General features: G+C 64.4%; 17 protein-coding genes and 1 tRNA gene. 10 read left to right on the forward strand and 8 right to left on the reverse strand.

Features of this window, described 5'->3' with window-relative positions; genetic code table 11:
- Positions 1 to 3: 3 nt before the first annotated feature.
- Positions 4 to 993, forward strand: a complete 990-nt coding sequence (locus tag KY494_RS22985) for a quinone oxidoreductase (protein WP_219132903.1) — start codon at positions 4 to 6, stop codon at positions 991 to 993.
- A gap of 171 nt (positions 994 to 1164) precedes the next feature.
- Here KY494_RS22985 and KY494_RS22990 read toward each other — a convergent pair whose 3' ends face one another.
- The gene (locus tag KY494_RS22990; RefSeq protein ID WP_219132904.1) at positions 1165 to 1794 is read right to left on the reverse strand and encodes a DUF4136 domain-containing protein; all 630 of its coding nucleotides are present in this window, start codon (positions 1792 to 1794) and stop codon (positions 1165 to 1167) included.
- 197 nt (positions 1795 to 1991) lie between these two features.
- Here KY494_RS22990 and pepN point away from each other — a divergent pair, with 197 nt between their 5' ends.
- The 3 genes from pepN (at position 1992) to KY494_RS23005 (ending at position 5952) form a co-directional block, all read left to right on the forward strand.
- Positions 1992 to 4646, forward strand: coding sequence for an aminopeptidase N (pepN, locus tag KY494_RS22995; RefSeq protein ID WP_219888362.1), 2655 nt, complete (start codon positions 1992 to 1994; stop codon positions 4644 to 4646).
- Between the two features lie 113 nt (positions 4647 to 4759).
- Positions 4760 to 5761: a class 1 fructose-bisphosphatase gene (locus KY494_RS23000; RefSeq protein ID WP_219888363.1), complete on the forward strand. Its 1002-nt coding sequence runs from the start codon at positions 4760 to 4762 to the stop codon at positions 5759 to 5761.
- A 115-nt stretch (positions 5762 to 5876) separates the two neighbouring features.
- Positions 5877 to 5952, forward strand: a tRNA-Thr gene (locus KY494_RS23005).
- A gap of 98 nt (positions 5953 to 6050) precedes the next feature.
- On the opposite strand, the gene KY494_RS23010 is transcribed toward KY494_RS23005, so the two are convergent.
- A complete protein-coding gene (locus KY494_RS23010; protein WP_219888364.1) occupies positions 6051 to 7451 on the reverse strand; it encodes a PLP-dependent aminotransferase family protein in 1401 nt (466 codons plus the stop codon).
- 330 nt (positions 7452 to 7781) lie between these two features.
- Here KY494_RS23010 and KY494_RS23015 point away from each other — a divergent pair, with 330 nt between their 5' ends.
- The 6 genes from KY494_RS23015 to KY494_RS23040 all read left to right on the forward strand — a co-directional run bounded on the left by KY494_RS23015 (position 7782) and on the right by KY494_RS23040 (position 16067).
- On the forward strand, positions 7782 to 8135 hold the full coding sequence (locus KY494_RS23015) for a YqjD family protein (RefSeq protein WP_219136591.1): 354 nt from the start codon (positions 7782 to 7784) through the stop codon (positions 8133 to 8135).
- Between the two features lie 242 nt (positions 8136 to 8377).
- Positions 8378 to 10789, forward strand: coding sequence for a catalase (locus KY494_RS23020; RefSeq protein WP_219888365.1), 2412 nt, complete (start codon positions 8378 to 8380; stop codon positions 10787 to 10789).
- Positions 10790 to 10986: 197 nt separating this feature from the next.
- Positions 10987 to 12681: an MFS transporter gene (locus KY494_RS23025; protein WP_219888366.1), complete on the forward strand. Its 1695-nt coding sequence runs from the start codon at positions 10987 to 10989 to the stop codon at positions 12679 to 12681.
- Complete coding sequence (locus tag KY494_RS23030; protein ID WP_258194377.1) at positions 12668 to 13840, forward strand: HlyD family secretion protein; 1173 nt, start codon at positions 12668 to 12670, stop codon at positions 13838 to 13840. The genes KY494_RS23025 and KY494_RS23030 overlap by 14 nt, the downstream gene beginning before the upstream one ends.
- Complete coding sequence (locus KY494_RS23035) at positions 13837 to 15231, forward strand: efflux transporter outer membrane subunit (RefSeq protein WP_219888367.1); 1395 nt, start codon at positions 13837 to 13839, stop codon at positions 15229 to 15231. The genes KY494_RS23030 and KY494_RS23035 overlap by 4 nt, the downstream gene beginning before the upstream one ends.
- 95 nt (positions 15232 to 15326) lie before the next feature.
- Positions 15327 to 16067 (forward strand): tetratricopeptide repeat protein, encoded by a 741-nt coding sequence (locus tag KY494_RS23040; RefSeq protein ID WP_219888368.1) that lies wholly within the window; start codon positions 15327 to 15329, stop codon positions 16065 to 16067.
- A 19-nt stretch (positions 16068 to 16086) separates the two neighbouring features.
- On the opposite strand, the gene KY494_RS23045 is transcribed toward KY494_RS23040, so the two are convergent.
- The 6 genes from KY494_RS23045 to KY494_RS23070 form a co-directional block, all read right to left on the reverse strand.
- Positions 16087 to 17046: a hypothetical protein gene (locus KY494_RS23045; RefSeq protein WP_219888369.1), complete on the reverse strand. Its 960-nt coding sequence runs from the start codon at positions 17044 to 17046 to the stop codon at positions 16087 to 16089.
- A gap of 131 nt (positions 17047 to 17177) precedes the next feature.
- Positions 17178 to 20294 carry an efflux RND transporter permease subunit gene (locus KY494_RS23050; protein WP_219136596.1) on the reverse strand — a complete coding sequence of 1039 codons (3117 nt, stop codon included), beginning with the start codon at positions 20292 to 20294 and terminating at the stop codon, positions 17178 to 17180.
- A 9-nt stretch (positions 20295 to 20303) separates the two neighbouring features.
- Positions 20304 to 21467, reverse strand: coding sequence for an efflux RND transporter periplasmic adaptor subunit (locus KY494_RS23055; RefSeq protein ID WP_219888370.1), 1164 nt, complete (start codon positions 21465 to 21467; stop codon positions 20304 to 20306).
- A gap of 13 nt (positions 21468 to 21480) precedes the next feature.
- On the reverse strand, positions 21481 to 22896 hold the full coding sequence (locus KY494_RS23060; RefSeq protein ID WP_258194379.1) for an efflux transporter outer membrane subunit: 1416 nt from the start codon (positions 22894 to 22896) through the stop codon (positions 21481 to 21483).
- A complete protein-coding gene (locus KY494_RS23065; RefSeq protein ID WP_219888371.1) occupies positions 22893 to 23621 on the reverse strand; it encodes a CerR family C-terminal domain-containing protein in 729 nt (242 codons plus the stop codon). Before KY494_RS23065 ends, KY494_RS23060 begins: the two co-directional genes overlap by 4 nt.
- 263 nt (positions 23622 to 23884) lie before the next feature.
- Entirely contained in the window at positions 23885 to 25246 is a 1362-nt protein-coding gene (locus tag KY494_RS23070) for a hybrid sensor histidine kinase/response regulator (RefSeq protein WP_219888372.1), read from the reverse strand.
- Positions 25247 to 25344: the final 98 nt, after the last annotated feature.

Raw genomic sequence — 25344 nt, forward strand, 5'->3', positions numbered from 1 at the left:
AGCATGAGCGCAACGATTACCACCAAAGCCATCCGCGTACAGCGCGTGGGCGGCCCGGAAGTGATGGAATACGTGGATGTGGAACTGCCGCCGCCCGGTCCCGGCGAAGCGCGCGTGAAACACGAGGCCATCGGCCTCAATTTCATCGACGTGTATTTCCGCTCGGGCCTGTATCCGCAGCCGCTGCCCAATGGCCTCGGTGTCGAGGGTGCCGGCATCGTCGAGGCGGTGGGCGAGGGCGTCACGGAAGTGAAGGTCGGCGACCGCGTGGCGTATGCGGCGCGCATCAATGGCGCGTATGCGCAGCAGCGTAACTTGCCGGCGGCCCTGCTGCTGGTGCTGCCCGAGCGCATCGGTTTCGATACGGCCGCCGCCATGATGCTGCAAGGCTTGACGGTGCAATACCTGTTCCACCGCACGGTGGCGCTGAAGGCGGGCGACACCATCCTGTTCCACGCGGCCGCGGGCGGCGTGGGCCTGATCGCCTGCCAGTGGGCCAAGGTGCTGGGCGTAAACCTGATCGGCACGGCTGGTTCCGATGAAAAGGCGGCGCTGGCCAAGGCGCATGGCGCGGCCCACGTCATCAACTACAACACGGAAAACTTCGTCGAGCGCGTGAAGGAAATCACGGGCGGCAAGGGCGTCTCCGTGGTCTACGATTCCATCGGCAAGGATACGTTTACGGGCTCGCTCGACTGCCTGGCGCCGCTGGGCATGATGGTCAGCTTCGGCAACGCCTCCGGCCCCGTGCCGGCGTTCACGTTATCTGAACTGGCGTCGCGCGGTTCGCTCTTCATCACGCGTCCCGCCTTGTTCAGCTATGCCTCGAACCGCGCGAACCTGGAAGAGATGGCTGCCTCGCTGTTCGGCGTCGTCAGCAGCGGCGAAGTCAAAATCGAGATCAACCAGCGCTACAATCTGGCCCATATCGCCCAGGCGCACACGGACCTGGAAGGGCGCAAGACCACCGGCTCGACCATCATCGTGCCATGAGCGGCGGCAGTGACGGCACTCCGAAGTTCGGCCGCCTGCTGATCGTGCTGGTGTTGGCCGTGGCCCTGATCGGCGCGCTGACCTTTGCCGCCGAGGCGTATTATTCGTAGACGTAAAAAAAACCGGCTTGCGCATTGCTGCGCCAGCCGGTTTTTTTACATTGCAACGTCATTACTCGATTTTGACTTCGACTTTCCGGGGTACGCCGCTCTGGCCGGGGAAGTCGGCAAAGGCACTGGCCACCATGGCCGGCATCACTTGCGACGTGGCGCGCTTGTTGCTGGTCGATTGCACGGTCACGTCGTACAGTTTCTTGCCGTTGCGGTCATTGATCGTCACGCGCAGTTCGCGTTCGTATTTATGGCGCACGCTTTCTTCGACATCCATCGGACCATACCAGTAAGGGTTGTAGCCGAAGCGGCCATAGCCTGGCCATGCGCCGTAGCGATAGCCGTAGCGGCCAGGCCAGTAGCCGGGGCCATACCAGAACGGGTCGGTGGCTTGCAGCACGCGCTCAGGATAGTCGACGGTGGAAAAATGCATCGCCACGCGCAAATTGGCTGCCGCTGGGCCGGAAGCTTCGCCGAAGCCGTGCTTGGCCAGTTCCGCGCGCACCAGGTTCTGGTAGCTGCGGTATTCCAGCGTGTCGTTTTCCGCCGCTGGCGCTTCAAACGCATACGATTTGTCCTGCAATTGCGCAGGCCACTCGTGGAAGACGGTCACATCGCTGCGTATGGTGGTGGCGCATCCGGTCAGCAACACGGTCAATGCGGCCATCATGATGGTGAGATAACGTTTCATTGCATGACCTCCTGATAGTAGACACAATTCATCGCTTAGTATTATAAGAATAGTTCTATTTGTTTCCATGCATTATTACAGAATGTTACCTGGTATGTCGGCGTGTAAGGGAATCCAACATTCCTGAGCTGAATCGCGACTATCGGGGGGCTGGTGTTGGTAAAATAGGCTTTTGCCTCCGCTCCCACCCATTCCCTATGCGCACAGACAGCCCTCAGACGATTTACCGCAAAGATTACACGCCGCCCAGCTTCCTGGTCGACAGCGTCGAACTTGGTTTCGATCTTGATCCCGCCCGCACAGTGGTGGCGAGCCGGATCCACATGCGCCATAACCCCGCCAGTACCAGTCGCAGTATCGAATTGCACGGCGAACACATCGACCTGGTGATGGTGCGCCTGAATGGCAAGGAACTAAAACCGTCGCAGTACAAGCTGACGGCCGGCATGCTGACCATTCCCAAGGCGCCGGACGAGGTGCTGCTCGAGATCGAGACCGTGCTGGCGCCGCAAGACAATACCTCGCTGTCCGGCCTGTATGTGTCGAACTATAACTTCTTCACGCAGTGCGAAGCGGAAGGTTTCCGCCGCATCACCTTCTTCCCGGACCGCCCGGACGTGATGGCCAGGTACACCGTCATGCTGCGCGCCGACAAGGACAAGTATCCGGTGCTGCTATCGAACGGCAACCTGATCGAGGAGGGCGACCTCGGTGACGGACGCCATTACGCCAAGTGGGAAGATCCGTTCAAGAAGCCGTCCTACCTGTTCGCCCTGGTGGCGGCGCGCCTGGTGTGTCAGGAAGAGCGCTACACCTTGAAATCCGGCCGCGAAGTGCTGCTGCAGGTATGGGTGGAAGAGGGCAACCTGGATAAAACCGACTACGCCATGCAGTCGTTGAAAAACTCGATCCGCTGGGACGAGGAGCGCTTCGGCCTGGAACTGGACCTGGACCGCTTCATGATCGTCGCCGTGGGCGATTTTAATATGGGCGCGATGGAAAACAAGGGTTTGAACATCTTCAATACCAAGTACGTGCTGGCTAATTCACGCGTGGCGACCGACGTCGATTACGCGGGTATCGAAGCGGTGGTGGGCCACGAGTACTTCCATAATTGGACCGGCAACCGCGTGACCTGCCGCGACTGGTTCCAGCTGTCGCTGAAGGAAGGCCTCACGGTGTTCCGCGACCAGGAATTTTCGGCCGACATGATCGGCACGGACACGGGCCGCGCCGTCACGCGCATCGACCAGGTGCGCACCTTGCGCCAGGCGCAGTTCCCCGAAGACGCTGGTCCGATGGCGCATCCCGTGCGTCCCGATTCCTTCGTCGAGATCAATAACTTTTATACGGTCACCATCTACGAAAAAGGCGCCGAAGTGGTGCGCATGTATCAGACCCTGGTGGGCCGCGACGGTTTCCGCAAGGGCATGGACCTGTATTTTGAACGCCACGATGGCCAGGCCGTGCAGTGCGACGACTTCCGCGCCGCCATGGCGGACGCGAATGGCCGCGACTTTACCCAGTTCGAGCGCTGGTACAGCCAGGCCGGCACGCCCGTCGTCACCGCTTCCACGCGCTATGACGCCGCCAGCCGGACGTTTGAACTGACGCTGGCGCAAAGCTGCCCGGCCACGCCGGACCAGCCGAAAAAACTGCCATTCCACATTCCCGTCACCGTCGGCTTGCTGGCTGCCGATGGCAGCGACCTGCCGCTGCACGTCGATGGCGTGGCGTCGAACGGCGCCACCAGCGTCGTGCTGGAACTGACCGAGGCGTCGCAAACCTTCCGCTTCACCCAGGTGCCAGAGGTGCCCGTGCCATCGCTGCTGCGCGATTTTTCCGCACCCGTGGTGCTGGAGTACGGCTATACCGATGCGCAGCTGCTGCACCTGTTCCGCCATGACAGCGATCCCGTCAACCGCTGGGAAGCGGGCCAGCGCCTGGCCATGGAACGCTTGCTGAAACTCACCGGCGCCGTCGCCGCCGGAGCGACCCTGGCGCTGGACGAGACCTTCATCGCCGCGCAGCGCGCCTTGCTGGCCGATGAAACGCTCGATCCTGCCTTCCGCGAGCTGGCCCTGATCCTGCCATCGGAAACCATCATCGCCGAGCGCATGGCGCAAGTCGACCCGCAAGCGATCCACGCGGCGCGCCAGTTCATGCGCACGACCATCGCGGCAGCCTTGAAGCCCGAATTGCTGGCGCAGTACCACGCCAACCAGACGCCGGGCGAGTACAGCCCTGACGCCCTGTCGGCCGGCAAGCGGGCGTTGAAAAACCTGGCCCTGTCGTATCTGTTGATCGCGCCCGGGGCGGCGGAGCTGGACCTGGCGCGGCTGCAGTTCGACAATGCCGGCAACATGACCGACCGCGCCGCGGCGCTGGCGGCACTGATTCATTCCGGCTCGCAGCCGCATGCGCAGGCGGCGTTGACCAGCTTCTATACCGATTTCGAGAACGAAGCGCTGGTGATCGACAAGTGGTTCGCCATGCAGGCGGCCGCGCCAACGACCGATGTGCAAGCCGTGCGCCAGTTGATGACGCACCCGGCCTTCACCTTGAAAAATCCGAACCGCGCACGCAGCCTGATCTTCAATTTCACCAATGGCAATCCATCGCAGTTCCATGCGTTTGATGGCAGCGGCTACGCTTTCTGGGCCGAGCAAGTCATCGCGCTCGACGCCCTGAACCCGCAAGTGGCGGCCCGCCTGGTGCGCTCGATGGACCGCTGGCGCCGTTATGTGCCCGCACTGCAAAACCACATGCGCACGGCGCTGGAGCAGGTCGCCGGCCAGGCCAGCCTGTCGAATGACGTGATGGAAGTGGTCAGCAAGGCGCTGGCCAACTGAATGCATGTCGGATTTACACGGCGTCATGATTTCGTAGGTCGGCTTGGCGCCAACGGCGCGTAAGCCGACAGTCACCGCACGAGACGTATTTAAAACACTAACTAAGGGGTTTCATGAAACGCATCAGTCTTACGCAATACCTGGTTGAAGAGCAGCGCTCGAACAACAGCATTCCGGCCGAACTGCGCCTGCTGATCGAAGTTGTCGCGCGCGCTTGTAAAACCATCAGCCACGCCGTCGGCAAGGGTGCCCTCGGTGAAGTGCTGGGCACGGCCGACACGGAAAACGTGCAGGGCGAAGTACAGAAAAAACTCGACATCATCTCCAACGAGATCCTGCTCGAAGCGAACGAGTGGGGCGGCCATCTGGCGGCCATGGCGTCGGAAGAAATGGAATCGATCCACCCGATCCCGAACCGCTATCCGAAGGGCGAATACATGCTGCTGTTCGACCCGCTCGATGGCTCGTCGAACATCGACGTCAACGTCTCGATCGGCACCATCTTCTCGGTACTGAAAGCGCCGGAAGGCATGGGGCAGCCGACCGAGCAGGACTTCATGCAGGCGGGCACCAAGCAGGTCGCCGCCGGCTACGCCGTGTACGGTCCGCAAACCATGCTGGTGCTGACCTTCGGCAATGGCGTGAACTGCTTTACCCTGGACCGTGAAATGGGTTCGTGGGTCCTCACGCAATGCAATATGCAGATTCCGCCAACGACGAAGGAGTTCGCCATCAACATGTCGAACGCGCGCCACTGGCATCCGCCCGTGAAACGCTATGTCGACGAACTGCTGGCCGGCGACACGGGCCCGCGCGGCACCAACTTCAACATGCGCTGGATCGCTTCGATGGTGGCCGACGTGCACCGCATCCTGAACCGCGGCGGCATCTTCATGTACCCGGCCGACCTGCGCGACACTTCGATGCCGGGCAAGCTGCGCCTGATGTACGAAGCGAATCCGATGGCCTTCATCGTCGAGCAGGCCGGCGGCGCCGCCACCGACGGCCAGCAGCGCATCATGGACATCGCCCCGCACAAGCTGCACCAGCGCGTGCCCGTGTTCCTCGGCTCGAAAGACGAAGTGGCCCGCGTCACGGCCTACCACGCGGAATAAAAGCCGCACTTTTCCGCGATTTTCAGCGGCCCGCAGCCGGGCCGCTAAAAAAATGCAAAAAAGTTCGCGTTGACACTAGCAAATTTTGTGCATTGTTTGTAGAATGTGGGTCTTCGCCGTTGTAGCTCAGTTGGTAGAGCAGCACATTCGTAATGTGAAGGTCGCCAGTTCGATTCCGGCCAACGGCACCAAGTATTCGCAGTAGAAAAAAACCACCGCTCAAACGGTGGTTTTTTTTCGTCTGAAGCTTTGTTCCCCGCCAGCCTGCGCCGGCGCGGTCATCTGGCGCCTAAATGACGAACTCCTGGTGCGCCACCGGCTTGTGCGCCAGCAGCAGCGACAGTTTTTTCAAGGCGCTGGCCAGGCGTGCGCGGTCGCGGATGCTGCCCAGCGAGATGCGGATGGCGTTCGGTGGTTTGCTGGCGTGGAAGGCGTCCGAGGCCGTCACGGCCACGCCCTGGGCGCGGGCGGTGGCGGCCAGTTCGCGCGAGGTCCAGTAGCTGGGCAGTGAAAACCAGACATGGATGCCGTCGCTGCGCGGGTGAGTGGTGCCCGTCAGGATGGTGCGGATGACGTCCTGGCGCACGTCCGCTTCGCTGCGCACGCCGGCCAGCAGTGCGTGCGCGGAGCCGTCGTGTATCCATTGCGTCGCCAGCGCCGTCGTCAGGGGCGTGGCCATCAGGGAAAACGCGCGCAGGGCCTGCACGAAGCGCTCGCGCAGCTGCGCGTCGGGAACCAGCGCGTAGGCCATGCGCAAGCCGGGCGCCAGGCATTTCGACAGGGTGGCGATATACGACACGTTGCCCGGCGCGTAATGAGCCAGCGGCGGCGGCGCATCGGAGGCCAGCAGCCAGTACGGGTCGTCCTCGATTATATGCATGCCGCAGCGTATGGCCACCTGCGTGATGGCCAGGCGCCGCGCGACCGGCATGGTGTGTGCGGTGGGGTTTTGCAGGGTGGGATTCAGGTAGACCAGGCGCGCACGGTGCTTGCGGCTGGCTTTTTCCAGCGCATCGGGCAGCATGCCGTCCGCGTCCGTTTCCACGACGATGACCTTGCGATTGAGCTGCCCCGCTGCCGCGCGCAAGCCCGGATACACGGCTGGCTCCGTCAATATGCTGTCGCCGGGCCGGCTCAGGGTCAATATCAGCGCTGCCAGCGCCGCCTGCGCGCCGGGGCAGGCCACCACCTGTTCCGCCTCGACGTGGTCGAACATGGGCGCGAGCCAGGCGGCGCCCGCCGCGCGGTCGGCCTTGCCGCCGCCGCCCAGGTGATAACTCATCAACAGATCGCTGTCCGTGCGCATCAGCACCTGTGCCACGCCCTGTTTCAGCAGGTCGTCGAAATCCACGCCTGCGGGCGGCGGCGGGATGTTCATGCTCAGGTCCAGCATCTGCGTCAATTCCACCTTCGGCGCGGCCACGTAGGTGCCGCGCGCGCCTTGCCCTTCCAGCAGATTCCTGCGCTTGGCCTCGTCGTAGGCGCGCGTCACCGTCGTCAGGTCGATCTGGAACAGGGCCGCCAGACGGCGCTGCGGCGGCAGGCGGTCGCCCGGGCGCAGGCTGCCGTCGGACAGCGCGCGCTCGAGCATGTCGGCGATCTGCAGATAGCGCGGGCCGCCGTGCTGCACGAATGGCGTGATCCACGCACTGGCCTGGCTTTCTTCTTGTATGGCTTTTGATTTGGACATTTTGTCTATATGTATGGATATTGCCTCTCGCAATTATGCGGAAAATCACGTTAAAAATCCATACATGTTTGGATTCCTCGCTGGACTCACCAGGCTGGCGGGGATTGTTATTGCCAACAGGCATTTAAGTCTGGCTTCAAGGTGTGGCAGCGCACGGTGGCGCACGGCGGGCGCGGTTAAGGTAGTGCCAACAGCTTGCTGCTGATCCCGTATTTGATATGGCTCAGCCCGGCAGCGTTTAGCCGCTTCTTTTTCCCCGAAGCGAGGAGAATCATGATTCGGTCACGGCATCGAGCATGGTTGAAATTATTCACTGTTAAGGAAACCACCATGAACGCGATTGAAAAAACCAGCTCCGATATGAACGGCACCGTGCAGGATACCCGCCAGGAATTGCACCGCACCATCGACAAGGTGGCTAGCCAGGCCCAGCCCCTGGCCGACAAGGTCGCCACGCGCGCCCATGACGGCGTGGACCAGGTGGGCGAGCGCATCGAGCAGGTCAGCGACAGCGTCAGCAAGGCTTCCGAACGCCTGATGGCGCGCGGCAAGCAATTGGGCGCCGCCTGCCAGCGCGCTGGCGAGACGGGCCGCGATTATGTGCGCGAACGCCCGGCCATGTCGCTGCTGATTGCAGCGGCGGCCGGTTATGGCCTGTCGAAGCTGCTGGGTTCGCGTAAATAAGCTTACGCAGTCCGGCAAGGTAGTTGTCGTGGGCGCTGGCCCGGTTTGCCCTCATGGCGGGCCGGAGCAGCGCCCACGCGCACAAGGTAGTAGCAAGCAGTAAAGGAGAGTGAAGATGCGCTCCATTTTGTTGTGGTTGATTGGCATACCTATTCCCATCATTATTTTGATTGCCCTGTTCGTACGCTGAATGAGGGAGTTGTAGCGTTACTTCCCGGGGCAAACTACTCACAGGAGATGTAATGGCTACCAACAAGAAAACGCCGTCCACGGACGGTGCGGGTTCCGTTTTGAGCAGCATGTCCGGCCCATCCGACAGCAGTGCGCCGCACAGCCTGGGCGCGGACAATGACATGACCCGCGCGCTGCTGCAAAAGACGGCCACCAGCCAGCAGCTGGCCGCCGCCATGGCCGACAATCCCAAGGAGGCGGGCCAGTATGGCGAGGCGGCGCGCACGCCGGCCGAAGGCGTGCATGTGGCGGCCGGCGAAGCGCTGGCCACGGCCAGTACCACGGGCGAAACGATACCTTCTCCGAAGACCGGCGATGGCCAGCCCGCGCTGGGCGAGAATGCGCGTAACGTTTCCCTCGATGGCGCCCGCAGCGACGACAGCGGCTGCGTGCTGACGACCAACCAGGGCGTGCCCGTGGGCGACAACCAGAACTCGCTGAAGGCGGGCTTGCGCGGCCCGACCCTGATGGAAGATTTTATTTTGCGTGAAAAGCTCACGCATTTTGACCATGAGCGCATCCCCGAGCGCGTCGTGCATGCGCGCGGTTCGGCCGCCCACGGCTATTTCGAATGCTACAAGGAGCAAAGCAAGCTGACGCGCGCCGCGCCGTTCGCCAAGGCGGGCAAGCGCACGCCCGTCTTCGTGCGTTTTTCCACGGTGGCCGGCGAACGCGGTTCGACCGACACGGCGCGCGACGTGCGCGGCTTTGCCGTGAAGTTTTATACGGACGAGGGCAACTGGGATTTGGTCGGCAATAACATCCCCGTCTTCTTCATCCAGGATGCGATGAAGTTCCCTGACCTGATCCACGCCGTCAAGCCCGAGCCGCACAACGGCATGCCGCAGGCGGCCAGCGCGCACGACACCTTCTGGGATTTCGCCTCGCTGTCGCCGGAAATCACGCACATGCTGATGTGGGCCATGTCCGACCGCGCCATCCCGCGCAGTTTTCGCATGATGCAGGGATTCGGCGTGCATACCTTCCGTCTGGTGAATGCCAAGGGCCAGTCCGTGTTCTGCAAATTCCACTGGTCGCCCATGGCCGGCACACATTCGCTCGTGTGGGACGAAGCCGTCAAGATCAGCGGCGCCGATTCCGACTTCCACCGGCGCGACCTGTGGGAAGCCATCGAGTGCGGCGAGTATCCCGAATATGAATTGTCCTTCCAGGTCTTCACGGAAGCGCAGGCGGAAGCGTTTCCCTTCGACGTGCTCGATCCCACCAAACTGATCCCCGAAGAACTGGTCCCGCTGGTCCCCGTCGGGAAAATGGTCTTGAACCGCAATCCCGACAATTTTTTCGCCGAGACGGAGCAGGTGGCCTTTTGCACGGCGCACATCGTGCCCGGCATCGATTTTTCCAACGACCCGCTGCTGCAGGGGCGCATCCACTCGTACGTGGACACGCAGATCACGCGCCTGGGCGGCGCCAACTTCCATGAAATCCCCATCAATGCTCCGCTGGCGCCGCTGCACAACAACCAGCGCGACGGCATCCACCGCCAGGCCATCAACCGTGGCCGGGTCGCGTACGAACCCAATTCGCTGGCGGGCGGCTGTCCGTTCCAGGCGGGCGCGAAGGGGTTCAACAGCTTTCCCGCGCCGACCGAAGGCGACAAGGTGCGCGGCAAGCCCGAGAAATTCGCCGAGCATTTTGCGCAGGCGCGCCTGTTCTGGATCAGCCAGACGCCTATCGAACAAGAGCACATTGTGCATGCGTTCCGCTTTGAACTGAGCAAGGTGCAGACGGTGGTCATCCGCAAGCGCATCGTCGCCATGCTGCGCAATGTCGATGAGACGCTGGCGCAGCGCCTGGCCGACGCGCTGGGCCTGGCCCTGCCACCGGCCATGCCGCTCGCCTCCATGCTGCCCATGCCTACGTATCCGCCATCGCCAGCGCTGTCGCTCTTTTTCCGCCCCGGCAAGACGGGCATCCATACCTTGCGCGTGGCCATCCTGGTGGGGCCGGGCAGCGATGGCGCACAGGTGCGCCACATCTATGCCGCGTTGCTGTCCGATGGCGCCGTGCCGCGCCTGGTCGGCAGCCTCCTGGGGAAAGTCGACACCAGCGGCGGCGCGCCGCTCGACGTGGAAATCTCGCTCGAAACGGGACCGTCCGTGCTGTTCGACGCCGTCGTGGTGCCCGACGGCCAGGGGGCCGTGCAGCAACTGGGCGACGACGCCAACGCGCTCGACTTCCTGCGCTTGCAATACCGTCACTGCAAGCCGATGCTGGCCATCGGCGCGGGCAAGGGCTTGCTGGACAAGGCTGGCGTGCCGGCGGCCCTGCCCGATGGCAAGCCGGACCCTGCCGTCATCGTCGCGCCTTCCAGCGACGTGGTGAAAGCCGTGGCGGCCTTTAAAAAGGCGCTGGCCGCGCACCGGGCGTTCGCGCGAGAAACGGATCCGCCGCGGGTGTAAGTGGCTGCGTCAGCGCATGGACGGGACCCGTCGGTCCCGTTGCCTACCCTGTTTGCCCTGCATGCGCAACGCCATACAACAATGTAAACAATGAAAACGTCCTGCGGTGATATGCTGCTGACTAGAACTGTTCATTTGCAACTATTTCTATAACACCAGCAAAGAACGGCTTCAGCAAACCGGATCGCGATTACCGCATGGACAAGTACACACCTCGCACCTGGGGGCCGGGCGAACGCCCGACCTTGCCCGGGTCGCCATCGATGCCCGAACATTCGACGCCCAAGCGTGTCGCGTATTTCATCGTCGGCCTGATCGTCGCGCTGACGGGGGGACTCGGCAACGGCCTGGTGACGGCCAATCTGCTGAACCTGCAAGGTTCGCTGGCCGCCTATGCCTACCAGATGCAGTGGCTGCCGGCCGCCTACGTGATGACCATCGTCTCCATGAATTTGCTGCTGGTGAAGTTCCGCCAGCAATTCGGCCTGCGCCTGTTTACGGAAGCGTTCCTGGTGCTGTATGCGCTGGTGACGTTCGCCCACCTGTATGCGAATACCTTGCCGTCGGCGATCGCCGTGCGCGCCGCGCATGGCATGGTGGGCGGCGCGCTGGGCGTGCTCGGGCTGTACTACACCCTGCAGGCGTTTCCCGCGCGGCACCGCCTGAAGGGCGTGGTGCTGGGCCTGGGCTTTGCCCAGCTGGCCTTGCCGCTGGCGCGCATCTTCACCTCCGAACTGCTGCAGATCGGCGAATGGCATGGCTTGTACCTGTTCGAACTGGGACTGGCCCTGCTGGCGCTGGGCTGCGTGCTGGCCCTGAAACTGCCGCCCGGCGACCGCGTGCAGACGTTCGAGCCGCTCGACTTCCTCACCTTCATCCTGTTCGCGCCCGGCGTGGCCCTGCTGTGCGCCGTGCTGGCGCAGGGGCGCACGGCGTGGTGGATGGAGTCCGAGTGGGTGGGCGTGTGCCTGGCGTGTTCCATCGTGCTGATCGCCGCCTCGCTGGCCATTGAGCATAACCGCGCGCGTCCGCTGCTCAATACGCGCTGGCTCACCACGGGCAAGATCGCCAAGCTGTTTTTATCGGTGCTGTTGTTTCGCATCGTGCTGTCCGAATCGACGGGGGCGGTCGGCTTCCTGCAGGCGCTGGGCTTGAACACGGACCAGATGCAGCACCTGTTCATCGTGGTGCTGCTGGGCAGCGTGGCAGGTTTGGTGGTCAGCGCGCTGACGATCAATCCGGCCACCCTCAATCGCTCGCTGATGTTCGCGCTGCTGCTGATCGCCGCCGGCGCCCTGATCGATGCGCACGCCACCAGCCAGACGCGCCCCGTCAACATGTATGTCAGCCAGTTCCTGCTGGCCTTTGGCGGCACGTATTTCCTCGGTCCCACCATGGTGGCCGGCATGGGCGCCGTGATCGCCGAACCGCGCAACCTGGTGAGTTTTTCCGTGATGTTTACCATGACGCAGAACCTGGGTGGCCTCCTTGGCTCGGCCATCGTCGGCACCATCCAGACGGCGCGCGAAAAATACCATTCCAGCTACCTGGTCGAGCACCTGACCATGCTCGACCCGCAGGTGGCCGCGCGCGTGCAGTCGGGCGCCGCAAGCTATGGCGGCGTGCTGATGGACCCGGCGCTGCGCAGCGCCCAGGGCGTGGCGCGCCTGGGCGCCATCGCCACGCGGGAAGCCAATGTCCTCGCTTACAACGATGTTTTCCTGATGATCGCCGGCGTCGCCATCGCCACCTTGATCTGGATGCTGGTCAGCCAGTCCTGGACCCGCATCACCACCGGCGCGCGTCGCCTGGTCGGCCCCGTGCGCGATGCGCAGACGGCCATGGCCATCGTCCCCATTACCAATTCGGAACCGAGCAATGACAGAAAATAACACGACGCCGCCAGTACCTCCCACCGCACCCGCACCGGCCGCCCCTTCCATGGCGCAGCCGGACCGGCGCCACCAGTGGCTGTCCGCGCTGGCCTTTGCCGCCGTGGCCCTGGTGGGCGTACTGATCGTGCTGTACGCGTGGCGTTTGCCGCCGTTCACCAGCCCTATCGTGACGACGGAAAACGCCACCGTGCGCGGGCAGGTGACCATCATCGGCACGCAGCTGTCCGGTTATGTGGTGGAAGTGACGGTGCAGGACTTCATGGATGTCAAGGAGGGCCAGCTGCTGGTGCGCATCGACGACCGCATCTACCAGCAGCGCTACGAGCAGGCGCAGGCCCAGCTGGCGGCGCAGCAGGCGGCGCTGTCGAACTGGGCGCAGCAGAAGGCCAGCGCGCAGGCGGGCATTTCCGTCAGCGAGGCGGCGCTGGCCAACGCGGAAGCGCAGGCGCGCAAGGCCAGCGCCGATTTGAATCGCGTGGAGCAGCTGGTGGCTGACGGTTCGCTGTCGCAGCGCGAACACGACCAGTCACGCGCCACGCAGGCGCAGATGGCGGCGGCGCTGGCGCAGGCGCGCGCCAATCTCGACATCGCCCAGCAAAGCGTGCATAGCGTGGTGGTCAACAAGCAGGCCCTGGAAGCGGCCGTGGCCAACGCGCAGGCGGCCGTCAAGGCGGCGAAGATCGACCTCGATAACACGCGCATCGTGGCGCCTTCCGACGGCCAGCTGGGCCAGGTGACGGTGCGCCAGGGCGCGTACGTGAATTCGGGCGCGCAGTTGATGGCGCTGGTGCCGCGCCAGATGTGGGTCATCGCCAATTTCAAGGAAACGCAGATGAACGGCGTGCAGGAAGGGCAGAGCGCCACCTTCCACGTCGACGCGCTTGACGGCGCCGTGCTGACGGGCCAGGTGGAGCGCATCTCGCCGGCCACCGGTTCCGAATTTTCCGTGCTGCCGGCCGATAACGCGACGGGCAATTACCTCAAGATCGCCCAGCGCATTCCCGTGCGCATCCGCATCGATGCGGGGCAGGCGAATGCGCGCCGCCTCGTGCCGGGCATGTCGGTGGTGGTCAGCGTCGACACGTCCGCCGTGCTGAACGACTCGGCGGAGAATCCGGCGCCCCCGCCGCCGCCGCCAAAGAAAGCCAAGCCATGAAGCGCCGCGTATGGCTGATGGCCGGCGTGCTGGCGCTGGCGGGCTGCGCCGCCAACGCGCCACCGCAGCCCGTATCGGCCCTGCAACTGCCATCCGGCTGGCGCGCGCAGGCGGCCGGTGCGCCTGCGGCGACTGACGCCCATGTCGAGCAGCTGTGGTGGCAGGCCTTCGGCGATCCCGTTTTAAGTGATCTGGTGGGCGAGGCGCTGGCGCGCAATGGCGACTTGCGCGTGGCGCGTGCCCGCGTGCAGGAATACCGCGCCCGCCTGGCGCAGGCCGATGCGAACCGCGCGCCGAACCTGGCCTTTGACGGTTCGCCCACGCGCACGCGCACCCTGGCGTCGAGCGGCAAGCCGTATGTGACGAATGTCTTCCAGGCCGAACTGCAGGCCAGCTATGAAATCGACGTGTGGGGCCGGCTGGGCAATCTGAGCGACGCGGCCGGCGAGAGTTATCGCGCCGAACAGGCCAGTCTCGATGCGGCGGCCCTGTCGATCGCCGCCAGCGTGGCGACCAGTTACCTGAATCTGCGGGGACTCGACGCGCAATTGGCGCTCACCCAATCGACCCTGCAGCTGCGCGAACAGTCGCGCGAGCTGGCGCGCAAGCAGTTCGAGGTGGGCTACAGCTCGCGCCTGGAATGGCTGCAGGCGCAATCGGAATACCATGCGGCTGCCGAGCAGGTGCCGCAGCTGCAGCGGCAGATCTTTGAGCAGGAAAACGCGCTGGCGATCCTCGTCGGCGGCAATCCCGGCGCCATCGCGCGCGGCTTGCCGCTGGCCGAGCTGGCGGCGCCGGGCGTGCCGGCCGGCCTGCCGTCCGAACTGTTGCGCCGACGGCCCGACATCGCGCGCGCGGAACACAACCTGGCGGCCGCCAACGCCAGTCTGGCCGCCACGCGCGACCAGCTGCTGCCCTCGTTCAAGCTGACGGCGGCGGGCGGCGGGCAAGCCACAACACTCACCGATTTCCTGCATGCGCCGACGGCCCTGTGGCGCTTGACGGCATTGGCGGCCGGCCCCCTGTTCGATGGCGGGCGGGTACAGGCGCAGACCGATGCGGCCGGCGCGCAGCGCGACCAGCTGGCATACACGTATGAGAACGTGGTGCGCAACGCCTTCGCCGAAACGGAGAACAGCCTGGGCGCCATCTACCGGCTGCAGCAGCAAGCCGTGGAAAACGACGCGCGCCGCGCCACGGCGGCGGACACCCTGCGCATCGCGCACAACCGCTACCGCAATGGCTATGCCTCCTACCTGGAAGAACTCGACGCCCAGCGCACCCTGTACAGCGCCGACGTGGGCTTGCTGCAGCTGAAGACGCGCATCCTCGTCGCTTCGGTCGACCTGTACCGGGCCATGGGCGGCGGCTGGTCGGCCAAGACGCAATAGGCGCGTGTGCACGGCATCGCCAGTGTAATATTCTGACCGGGGAAAGCGGCGGCATGGTGCCAGCCGCTCCCATCACGAACCAACGAGGTCGCAGCATGACGATTTTTGGCATAGGCATCCACATCCTGATCGCGGTATTTTTTGCGATTCACGTGGTGCGCAACGGGCAGCAGCTGTACTGGCTGCTCATTTTGTTCATGTTCCCGCTGCTGGGCAGCGTGGTGTATTTCTTCGCCATCTACCTGCCCAATTCGCGCCTGCCGCAAAGCGCGCGCAAGGTCGCTTCGGTGGCCGTGCAGGTGCTCGATCCGAACCGGGAATTGCGTGAGGCGAAGGCCGCCTTCGAGTACACGCCGACGGCGCAAAACCAGATGCGCCTGGCCAGCGCGCTGCTCGAAGCGGGCAATGCGCAGGAAGCGGCATCGACGTATGAGGCCTGCTTGCGGGGAGCGTTTTCATCGGACCTGGAAATTCGCCTGGGCGCGGCACGCGCCTACCTGGAGTGCGCGCGCGGCGCCGAGGCATTGACGCACCTGGAATTCATCCGCCGCACGGATATGCATTTTCGTCCCGAGATGGTGTCGCTGCTGACGGCCCGCGCGCTGGCGCAAAGCGGGCGCCAGGTGGAAGCGAAGGCGGAATTTGACGACGCGCTGACGCGCTACAACAGCTTCGACTGCCGCGCCGAATGCGCGATCTGGGCGCTGCAGCAGGGCGACAAGGTGCTGTCGGAACGCCTGCTGCTCGATATCGACAGCGCCATGGCCCGCTGGAGCAGCCATACGCGGGCTATGTATGCGCCGCTGCTGGTGCGCCTGGAGGCGGCGCGCCGCTGATTTTTTGCCGGTGCCTGGCTCAGACGCCAGGCACCGTATTTTTGCCCTCGACCAGTTTGTATCCTTTTCCATCGAAGCCATAACGCGCATGGCCGTTCAGCGGCGTGGCGATGCGCGGCGGGTCTTGGTCCGGTTTGACCGTGACGCCCGGTTTGATCTTTTCGGACGCGCCCGTGAAATCGATCAGCAAGTCGTCGTAGGCGCCGCCATTGCGCGCCGTGGCGAAGCGCCACTTGCCGCTGACCAGCCAGCACTCGTCCGTTTCAGGCCCGCAGGCGCCCATGTTGTCCGAGTACAGGTCGATGGCGCCATCGAGTGAGGTGACCTTGCCGTCGCCGATTTCAAACAGGGCCAGTTGCGTGATGGTGTAACCCTGGCCCGTATAGCCATGGCGGATCGCCAGCCCAGGCTTGTTCGCGCCCAGCATGACCCAGTGGACTTCACCGAGCTGTCCCGACGAGCCCAGGGCGGCGATGTTTTCCAGCCGTTTCACGACTTGCCACTGGCCTTCGTCCGGCTGGCCCTTGGGCGCCAGGAAAAAGACGTTCAACAGTCCCGGCGAGGCGTGCGCCGATTCGGCCGTGCCTTCCGTGTTGGCTGTTTCCGCATTCGCCACCAGGATGGCGCGGCCATCTGGCAAGAGCTTGTGGCTGATGGCGCTGACCACGTAGCTGAGGCTATCGACATGGTTGTCGGGGTCCGGCAGGTCGGCCAGCGCATCCTCGCTGTCGCTGCGGTATCCCTTGCCGAAGACGGCGCGCATCATGCCTGCTTCGCGTTCGCGCGCCTGCGGCGTGTTCATCTCGTCGGTCTTGGAGGCTGTGGCGGCAGGCGGCGGCACAATGTCGGCCGGCGCCGGTTCGACGGCTGCTGCCGGCGCGTCGGCGAGTTCAGCCGTCTTGGCGGGCGCGGTTTTTTCCGAGCAGGCGCCGAGCAGTGCGGAGACCATCAGCAGGACGAGCGGGGTGCGGTAATTCATAGGCAGGGCAGATTGCGTTCATGGAGAATGGGCGCAGTATGCCAGATAGATGGCAGCGAGGGAGCGCGGCCTGGCGGCCCGTCCCTCGCTTCCTTGCCCGCAGGGGGCGATTTTTCAATCAACCGTGGCGCTTATTTTTCCAGCGCCACCCTGTCATCGCGCCGCAGCGGCGCCTGCTGGCGGCGCAGTTTCGCCATGCCGCGCTTGAGCAGGTGCTCGAGGTCGTCGATATAGGTGAATACGGCCGGCACCACCAGCAGGCTCAATAAAGTCGAGGTGATCAGGCCGCCGATGACGGTGATCGCCATCGGCGAACGGAAGCTGGGGTCGGCGCCCCAGCCCAGCGCTAGCGGCATCATGCCGGCGCCCATGGCAATCGTCGTCATCAGGATGGGGCGGCTGCGCTTGTGGCAGGCGTCGACCAGCGCATCGAAGCGGTTCATGCCGGCCTGGCGCGCCAGGATCGCATAGTCGACCAGCAGGATCGAGTTCTTCGTGACGATCCCCATCAGCATGATCAGGCCGATCATCGACGGCATCGACAGGGCGCTGCCCGTGATCAGCAGCGCCACGAAGGCGCCGCCGATCGACAAGGGCAGCGCCGCCAGGATGGTCACCGGCTGCATGAAGTCCTTGAACAGCAATACCAGCACGCAGTAGATGCACAGCACGCCGATCAGCATGGCCAGGCCGAAGCTGGCAAACAGCGAAGCCATTTCCTGTGCGTCGCCCAGTTCGGCGATCTTCACGGACGGCGGCAAATTCTTCATCGACGGCAGCGCGCGCGCTTCTTCATTCAATTCGCCAAGGGTGCGCGAACCGAGTTCCACGTCGAGGGTCACGTTGCGGCTGCGGTTCAAACGGTCGATCTGCGCCGGGCCGCTTTCCATCGTCACGCTGGCCACGTTCGCCAGGCGCACGGGGCCATTCTTGCCGGGTACGCTGAGGCGCTCGATGGCGGCCAGGTCGGCGCGCACGCTGTTGGGCAGCTTGACGCGGATCGGCACTTGCCGTTCGGGCAGGTTCATTTTCGTCAGGTCCGTATCGTAGTCGCCGGCCGTGGCCACGCGCACCGTCTCGCCGATGGCCGCCGCCGTCACGCCCAGGTCTGCCGCCTTGGCAAAATCGGGACGCACGATGATTTCCGGGCGCACCAGCGAGGCGCTGGAATTGACGTTGCCGATGCCTTTCAGGCCGCGCAGCTCGCGCTCGACCTTTTGCGCCGCCGCCATCAACGCCACCGGGTCTTCCGAACGCAGCACCAGCTGCATCTTGACGCCCGTGTCGGGCGGGCCCACCGTGAAGCGGGCGCCGGGGATCGTATCGAGCTTGTGGCGCAGCTGCGTTTCCAGGCCCGCCATCGATTCCTTGCGTTCGGTGCGGTGCACGGTGGTCAGGGTCAGCACGGCGCGGCGCGCCTCTGCCGCCGCGCCGGGGGCGAAGGCATCGCCGCTGGAGCCGCCGCCTATCGAACTGAAGACGCCCTTGATGCCCGGCGTCTGCATGGCCGCGTCGCGCGCCATGGCTGCCACGGCCTGCGTTTCGGCCAGGGTGGAACCGGGCGGCAATTCCAGGTTGATCTGCGTCTGCGCGCGGTCGGCGGCCGGCACGAACCCCGTCGGCAGCAGCGGCACCAGCAGGATGGCGCCGACAAAGAACAGGGCCGCGGCGATCGCCGTGACGCCGCGGTGGTTCAGGCACCAGCGCATCACGTGCAGGTAGCGCGTCATCAGCCAGCCATCCTGTTCTTCCTTGTGCGGCAGCGGTTTTAATATGTAGGCGGCCATCATCGGCGTGAGCAGGCGAGCCACCACCAGCGAGGCCAGCACGGCCAGCACGGCCGTCCAGCCGAACTGCTTGAAGAACAGGCCTGGAATGCCGCTCATGAAGGCCGTCGGCAGGAACACGGCCACCAGCGCGAAGGTGGTGGCGATCACCGCCATGCCGATTTCGTCGGCCGCTTCCATGGCCGCTTGCATGGGCGACTTGCCCATGCGCAGATGGCGCTCGATGTTTTCGATTTCCACGATGGCGTCGTCGACCAGCACGCCGACGACCAGCGCCAGCGACAGCAGGGTGACGGTATTGAGCGTGTAGCCGAACCAGTAGATGCCGAGGAAAGCCGGCATCACGGAAAGGGGCAGGGCGGCGGCTGCCACCAGGGTGGCGCGCCAGTCGCGCAGGAACCACCACACCACCAGTACGGCCAGCAGCGCGCCTTCGTACAGCAGCTCCATCGAGCCGACGAAGTTTTCCTCGACGGGGAAGGCATTGTCGATCGACTGCTGCAGCACCACGCTGGGATTTTCTTTCTGCAGATCGGCGATGGCCTCGCGTGCGCCCTTGGCGACAGCCACTTCGCTGGCGCCCTTGGTGCGGAACACCTCGAAAGCGACCACGGTCTTGCCATCCTGCTCGGCCAGCGCGCGCGGTTCGGCAATGGTGTCGCGCACCGTGGCCACCTGGTCCAGACGCACATGGCGGCCGTCCGGCAGCGGCACTTCCACGCGCGACAGTTCATCGGCCGTCTTGACGGTGGCGATGGTGCGCACCGATTGTTCGGCGCCGCTGATGTCGCCCCGGCCGCCAGGCGCTTCGCGCTGCACCAGACGCAGCTGGCGCGAGACGTCGAGGGCCGACACTTTCAATGCGGCCATGCGCGCCTCGTCGAGCTCCACCTGGATCTCGCGATAGACGCCGCCCACGCGGTTGACGGCGCCCACGCCGGGTACTGTCAAGAGGCGCTTGGCCACCGTGTTGTCGACGAACCAGGACAGGTCGGGCGCGTCGAGCGGATTATCGACACCGGGTTTCGCCGTGGCGATAAAGGTCAGCACCACGCGCCCGGCGGTGGACGCCTTGGTGACGGTGGGGTCGCGCAACTCGGCCGGCATGTCCGCTTTCACTCGGGCGACGGCATCGCGCACATCGTTGACGGCTTCGGCGATCTGCTTTTCCAGGATGAATTCGACGGTCACCGTGACGACGCCATCGAGCACCTTGGTGTAGATGTTTTTCACGCCTTGCAGGGTGGCGACGGAGTCTTCGATCTTGCGCGCCACTTCCGTTTCCAGCTGGGCCGGCGCGGCGCCGGGCAACACCGCGCTGACGGTGACGATGGGCAGTTCGATGTCAGGGAAATCCTGCACCGGATTGGCCTTGTAGGCCAGCAGGCCGGCCAGGGTCAGCAGCGCGAACAGCATGATGGCCGGGATCGGATTCTTGATCGAGAGGGAGGAAAAGTTCATGGCCTCTCCTTACTTTTTCGCTGCCGGTGCTGCCACCGGCGTCTGAACCGGGTTTTTCACATTACGGACCAAATCTCCGTCATTGAGGAAGCCGGCGCCGCTGACGACAATCGTCGTGTCGGCCGTGATGCCGCCTACAATCTCGATGCGGTCGCTCAGGCGCCGTCCGGCCTGCACCTTGATCTGGCTGACCCGCTGGTCGGCATTGAGGCGGAAGACATAACTGAAGCCATCGCGCACGGCAATCGCCTGTTGCGGCACCGTCAGCGCGCCCGAGGTACCGAGTTCAAATTCGCCGCTGGCGTACATGCCGGCCTTGAACGGCGCATTGTTGCCGCTGCTGGCCGGCAGGTCCACGTATACGAGGGCGGAACGCGTCTGCGGATCGACGGTGGGGGCGATCATGCGCACCTTGCCCGTCAACACGCTGCCATTGGCCGCCTTCACTTGCGCCAGCGTGCCCGGTTTCAGGTTCAGCAGCTCGGTGGCCGTCACTTCGGCGCGCCATTCGAGGCGGCCCTGGCGGATCATGCGGAACAGTTCCGTGCCGGCGCCCACCACCGACCCCACGGTGGCCGAGCGCGAGGAGATGATGCCGCTGTCGGGCGCCACCACCTGCGTGTATTTCAGGCGCAGCTGCTGCGACGCCAGCTGCGCCTTGGCCGAGGCAATGCGCGCGTTGGCTGTCTGTTCGGCCGTCAGGTACTGGCTGATCTGCTGCGCGCTGATGGCGCCCGTGCTTTGCAGCGAGCGGGCGCGCTGGGCGTTGGCGGCCGCTTCCGCCGCATTCGCTTCCGCTTCGAGTACCGCCGCTTTCGCCTGCGCCACGTCGGCGTTGACCGTGTCGTTCGAGAAGACGGCCAGCACCTGGCCGGCGCGCACCACGTCGCCGACATTCACGCGTACGTCGGTGAGGCGCAAGCCGTTCGATTCGCTACCGATGACGGCTTCCTGCCAGGCGGCCACGTTGCCGTTGGCCTTCAGTTTGATGGGCAGGCTGGCCGTTTGCGGCTTGGCCGTGGTGACGGTGAGCGCAGGCTTTGGTGCCGCGCTTTTATCCTTGGCGTCGTCGGCCGCCGTGGAGGAAGGAGAGTACAGGGCCACGCCGGCGCCCAGCATCACGCAAAGGGCGGCCAGCGCGAGCGCCATCGGTTTCAAGGTCATTTTTTTCATGTTGTCGTATCCGTCAGGGGGCATTGTTGGCGATGGCGTTGCTGCTGTTCCAGCCGCCGCCGGCGGCGCGGTACAGCGCCACCCAGGCGGCGCTGCGTTCGCGCTCCAGGTTGACCACCGTGTTTTCGGCGGCCAGGCGCGTGCGGCGCGCGTCTTCCAGTTCGATCAGGCTGGCCAGGCCATTCTTGTAGCGGTCTTCGGTGGCGACGAACGACACGCGGTAGCCTTCCAGGGCCGTTGTCGCGTGGCCGCTGCGCTCGTCCGTGCTGGCCAGGTTGACCAGCGCCTCTTCCACTTCGCGCACGGCCTGGCGCACGCCGGCGCGGTACTTCACCACCGCTTCGTCGTAGCGCGCCGTGGCTGCATCGACCTGGGCGCGGCGGGTGCCGCCGTCGAAGATGGGCAGGCTGACGGCCAGCGGACCGATGCTCCAGGTGCTGGCCGTGATGCTGGTCCCGCCAGCGCGGATATTGCCCTTGCCGATGGAGCCGGCCAGGCTCAGACGGGGATAGCGCTGCGCCTGCGCGCCGCGCACTTCAAAGCTGGCGGCCGCCACTTCGCGCTCGGCGCTGTAGATGTCGGGACGCTGGCCCAGGGTTTGCGCCGGCAGTTGCGCAATCGCCACGGGCGAGGGCGCAACAAAGGGGCTGGCCGCCAGCTTCTGGCGCAGCGTCTCTTCCGGCACGGCCGACAGGGCCACCAGCGCCTTGACATTCACATCGCAGGCGGCGCGCTGTTCGATGGCGCGGCTGGCGCCTTCGGCGGCGCTGGCGCGGGCCAGGGCGGCGTTGGCGGGCGGCTGGAAGCCGGCGCCGGCGCTCAGTTCCGTCAGGCGCGCCGAGTCGCGACGCGAGACGGCATCCTGTTCGGCCACGGCCTGCAGTTGCTGGCAGGTGCGCAAGGCGTAGTACTGGTTCGCCACTTCGGCGGCGACCGACACGCGGGCCTCATGCCAGAGCGCGCGGGCGCTGTCGTAGCGCTCCTGCGCCGCATCGCGCGTGGCGCGGTTGGCGCCAAACACATCGATTTCCCACGACGCCTGCAAGGCGGCCTGCGAGGTGGTGCCGCCGGGCTGGGCCGATTGCTGGCTGGTGCGCACCACGCTGCCGGTCGCATCGAGCTTGGGCGCCAGCGCGGCGCCGCTGGCGATGCTGTCCGCGCGCGCCTGCACGATGCGCGTGCCGGCGGCGGCGATGGTGGGGCTGACCTGCTGCGCATCGATGATCAATTCCACCAGCAGGCTGTCGCCCTGGCCCTGCCACCAGCTGGCCAGGTCCGTCAGCTTGCCGTTATGCGGCAGCGGCGCCTGCCATTGCGCGGGCGCGCTGGCGGCCACCGCCGCGGGCGGGCCCTGCAGGGCACAGCCGCCCAGCGCCAGCACGATGCTGGCGGCGAGGGCGCGTTGAACGGTGCATCGAATAGTCGTCATGCTGGTCCTTCTGCTTGTCGTTGAGCGGTAGGGGGAGAGGGCGGAGTGGCCAGGCGCCGGCGCTCCACGTCGGCCATGGCCAGCGCGTAGTCGGTCATGCGCGCCAGCCAGGTATCGATGGCGTGCGGCGTTTCCAGCAATTGCGGACGCAAGGTTTGCAGCACCTCGGCGCCCACCATGTGCTGCAGGGCCAGCGAGGCGATGGAAAACGCCAGCCGGTGCATGTCGTCGCTGTTGTCGGGCGCGCCCAGGTGGCGCGCCAGCACGCGCGTCAGCGCCTCGTGCTCGGGACGGATGTTCTGGTCGATCTCGCGTGCCCACAGGCCCGTCGGTTCGAGCATTTCGCGGCACCACAGGCGCATGCAGTCGCGCGCGATCTCGCCCTGCTGCATGGGCGCGAGCAATTGCGCATAAAAGCCTTCCAGGCTTTGGCGCAGGGTGAAATGGGGCTGCTCGTACAGGGCGATATTGTCTTGCGGGTCCGACGATTGCTGCGCGAAGGCGGCACGGTACAGGCCCGCCTTGTCGCCAAAATAGTAGCGGATGGCGGCCGCGTTGGTGCCGGCCGCCTGCGCCAGTTCGCGCGTGGACGTTTTGGCGTAGCCCTGCTCGGCAAACAGGCGGATGGCGCTATGCAGCAGCCGCTCGCGCGACTGTTCGCCGTCGGAACGGGGCTTGCGCACGTCGTCGGCAACTGATGTATGGGAAATGTTTTTTTCAATCATGCCGGAGATTTAAACACATATCTCAAGCGTTTGATATAACTAAATCGATTGATTTAGTTAAGGAAAAATGAAGATAATGTAAAACGCAGGCAAAAAAAAGCCCGCGGTTGTATTCGCGGGCGTAATCCAATGTTCGGAGAACAAATTGGAGGAGACAGTTCCACTATAGCGCTGAAAATGGTGCAGTGCAATACCGTAGAACTACGGTATCGATCTGCTTCAGATGGCAAAATATGCAGAATTCATGCTGCGGCGCACTCGAATCAGGGCTTGCTGCGCAGGGCCAGCGTAAACGTGCTGCCGGAGCCGTAGTCGCTATTGAAGAACAGGGCGCCGCCGATGGCGTTGGCCAGGTTCTGGCACAGGTACAGGCCCAGTCCCGCGCCTTCCACGTGGCGCGTGGAGGTGGAATCGAGCTGCGAGAAGGCCTGGAACAGCTTGGCCTGGTCTTCTTCCTTGATGCCGGCACCGCTGTCGGCGATGCTCATTTCCGTCACCAGCGCGCCGTCTTCTTCGCGCTGGGACAGGCTGATGCGCACCGTGCCCTGTTCCGTGAACTTGATGGCGTTGTTGAGCAGGTTGATGAGGATTTGCGTCAGCGCGCGGCGGTCCGTGTCGATGATGGCGGGCGGCTGGCCCGCATCGCCCAGTGCCATTTCCAGCGTCAGGCCCTTTTGCTGGGCCAGCGGGCGCAAGGTGTCGGCCACTTCGGCCATCAGCTCCTGGCAGTGCACGGGTTCGATCGACAGGGTCAGCTTGCCCGCCTCGATCTTGGCCACGTCGAGGATGTCGTTGATCAGCGAGAGCAGATGGCGCGCGCTGGCGCGGATGGTGTTGAGTTGCTTGTCCTGGTCGGACGTCAGGGGGCCGGGCAGTTTCATCAGCAGTGCGCCGGTAAACCCGATGATGGCGTTCAGCGGCGTGCGCAGTTCATGCGACATATTCGCGATGAAGGCGGACTTCATGCGGCTGGCCTCGGCCAGCTCCAGGTTTTTCAGGGCGATTTCGCGGTTGATGGTTTCCAGTTCGGCCGCATGGTGCGCCAGGCGCATGTTCAATTCGATCACCTGGCGTTCACGCGCCTGCAGTTCGCCGTTGACCTGCACCGCCTGCTCATACGTGGAGATCAACAAATCGAGGATTTGCTGGCGTTCCGCGTTGATGAAGTGCTTCTGGTCGCCCAGGTACAGGGCGATGCCGATTTCCACGTTCTGGTTCTTGCGCAGCTTCTGGTTCATCAGCATGTGGCTGATGCGGTTGAGCAGGTAGTCTTCCGCATATGGCTTGCGGATGAAATTGTCGGCGCCGCATTCGATGCCGCGGATGATGTCCTTCGGGTCGTTGAGCGAGGTGACGAGGATCACGGGAATGTCGCGCAGGGTCGGATCGGTCTTGATGGCGCGGCACAGGTCGTAGCCATTCATTTCAGGCATGACGATATCGGACAGCACCAGGTGCGGCTTGCGCTCGCGGATGGCGGCCAGGGCCAGCTGGCCATTCGCCGCCACGCGCGCGCTGTAGTGCAGCGACTGGATCAGGCGGCGCAAGCGCTCCGCCTGGGTCGGGCTGTCCTCGACGATCAGGATCTCGATTTCGTCAGGCTTGATTTGGTTGTTGGAGTCCACAGACCTCTCCTAGGATTTCAGTGTGGTGATGCTGGGCGCAATGAGCGCACAATATCGACATCGTATGACTATATCGGATTTAGGTCTGCAAAAGTAAC

The sequence above is a fragment of the Janthinobacterium sp. PAMC25594 genome (assembly GCF_019443505.1).
Taxonomy (GTDB): Bacteria; Pseudomonadota; Gammaproteobacteria; order Burkholderiales; family Burkholderiaceae_D; genus Janthinobacterium.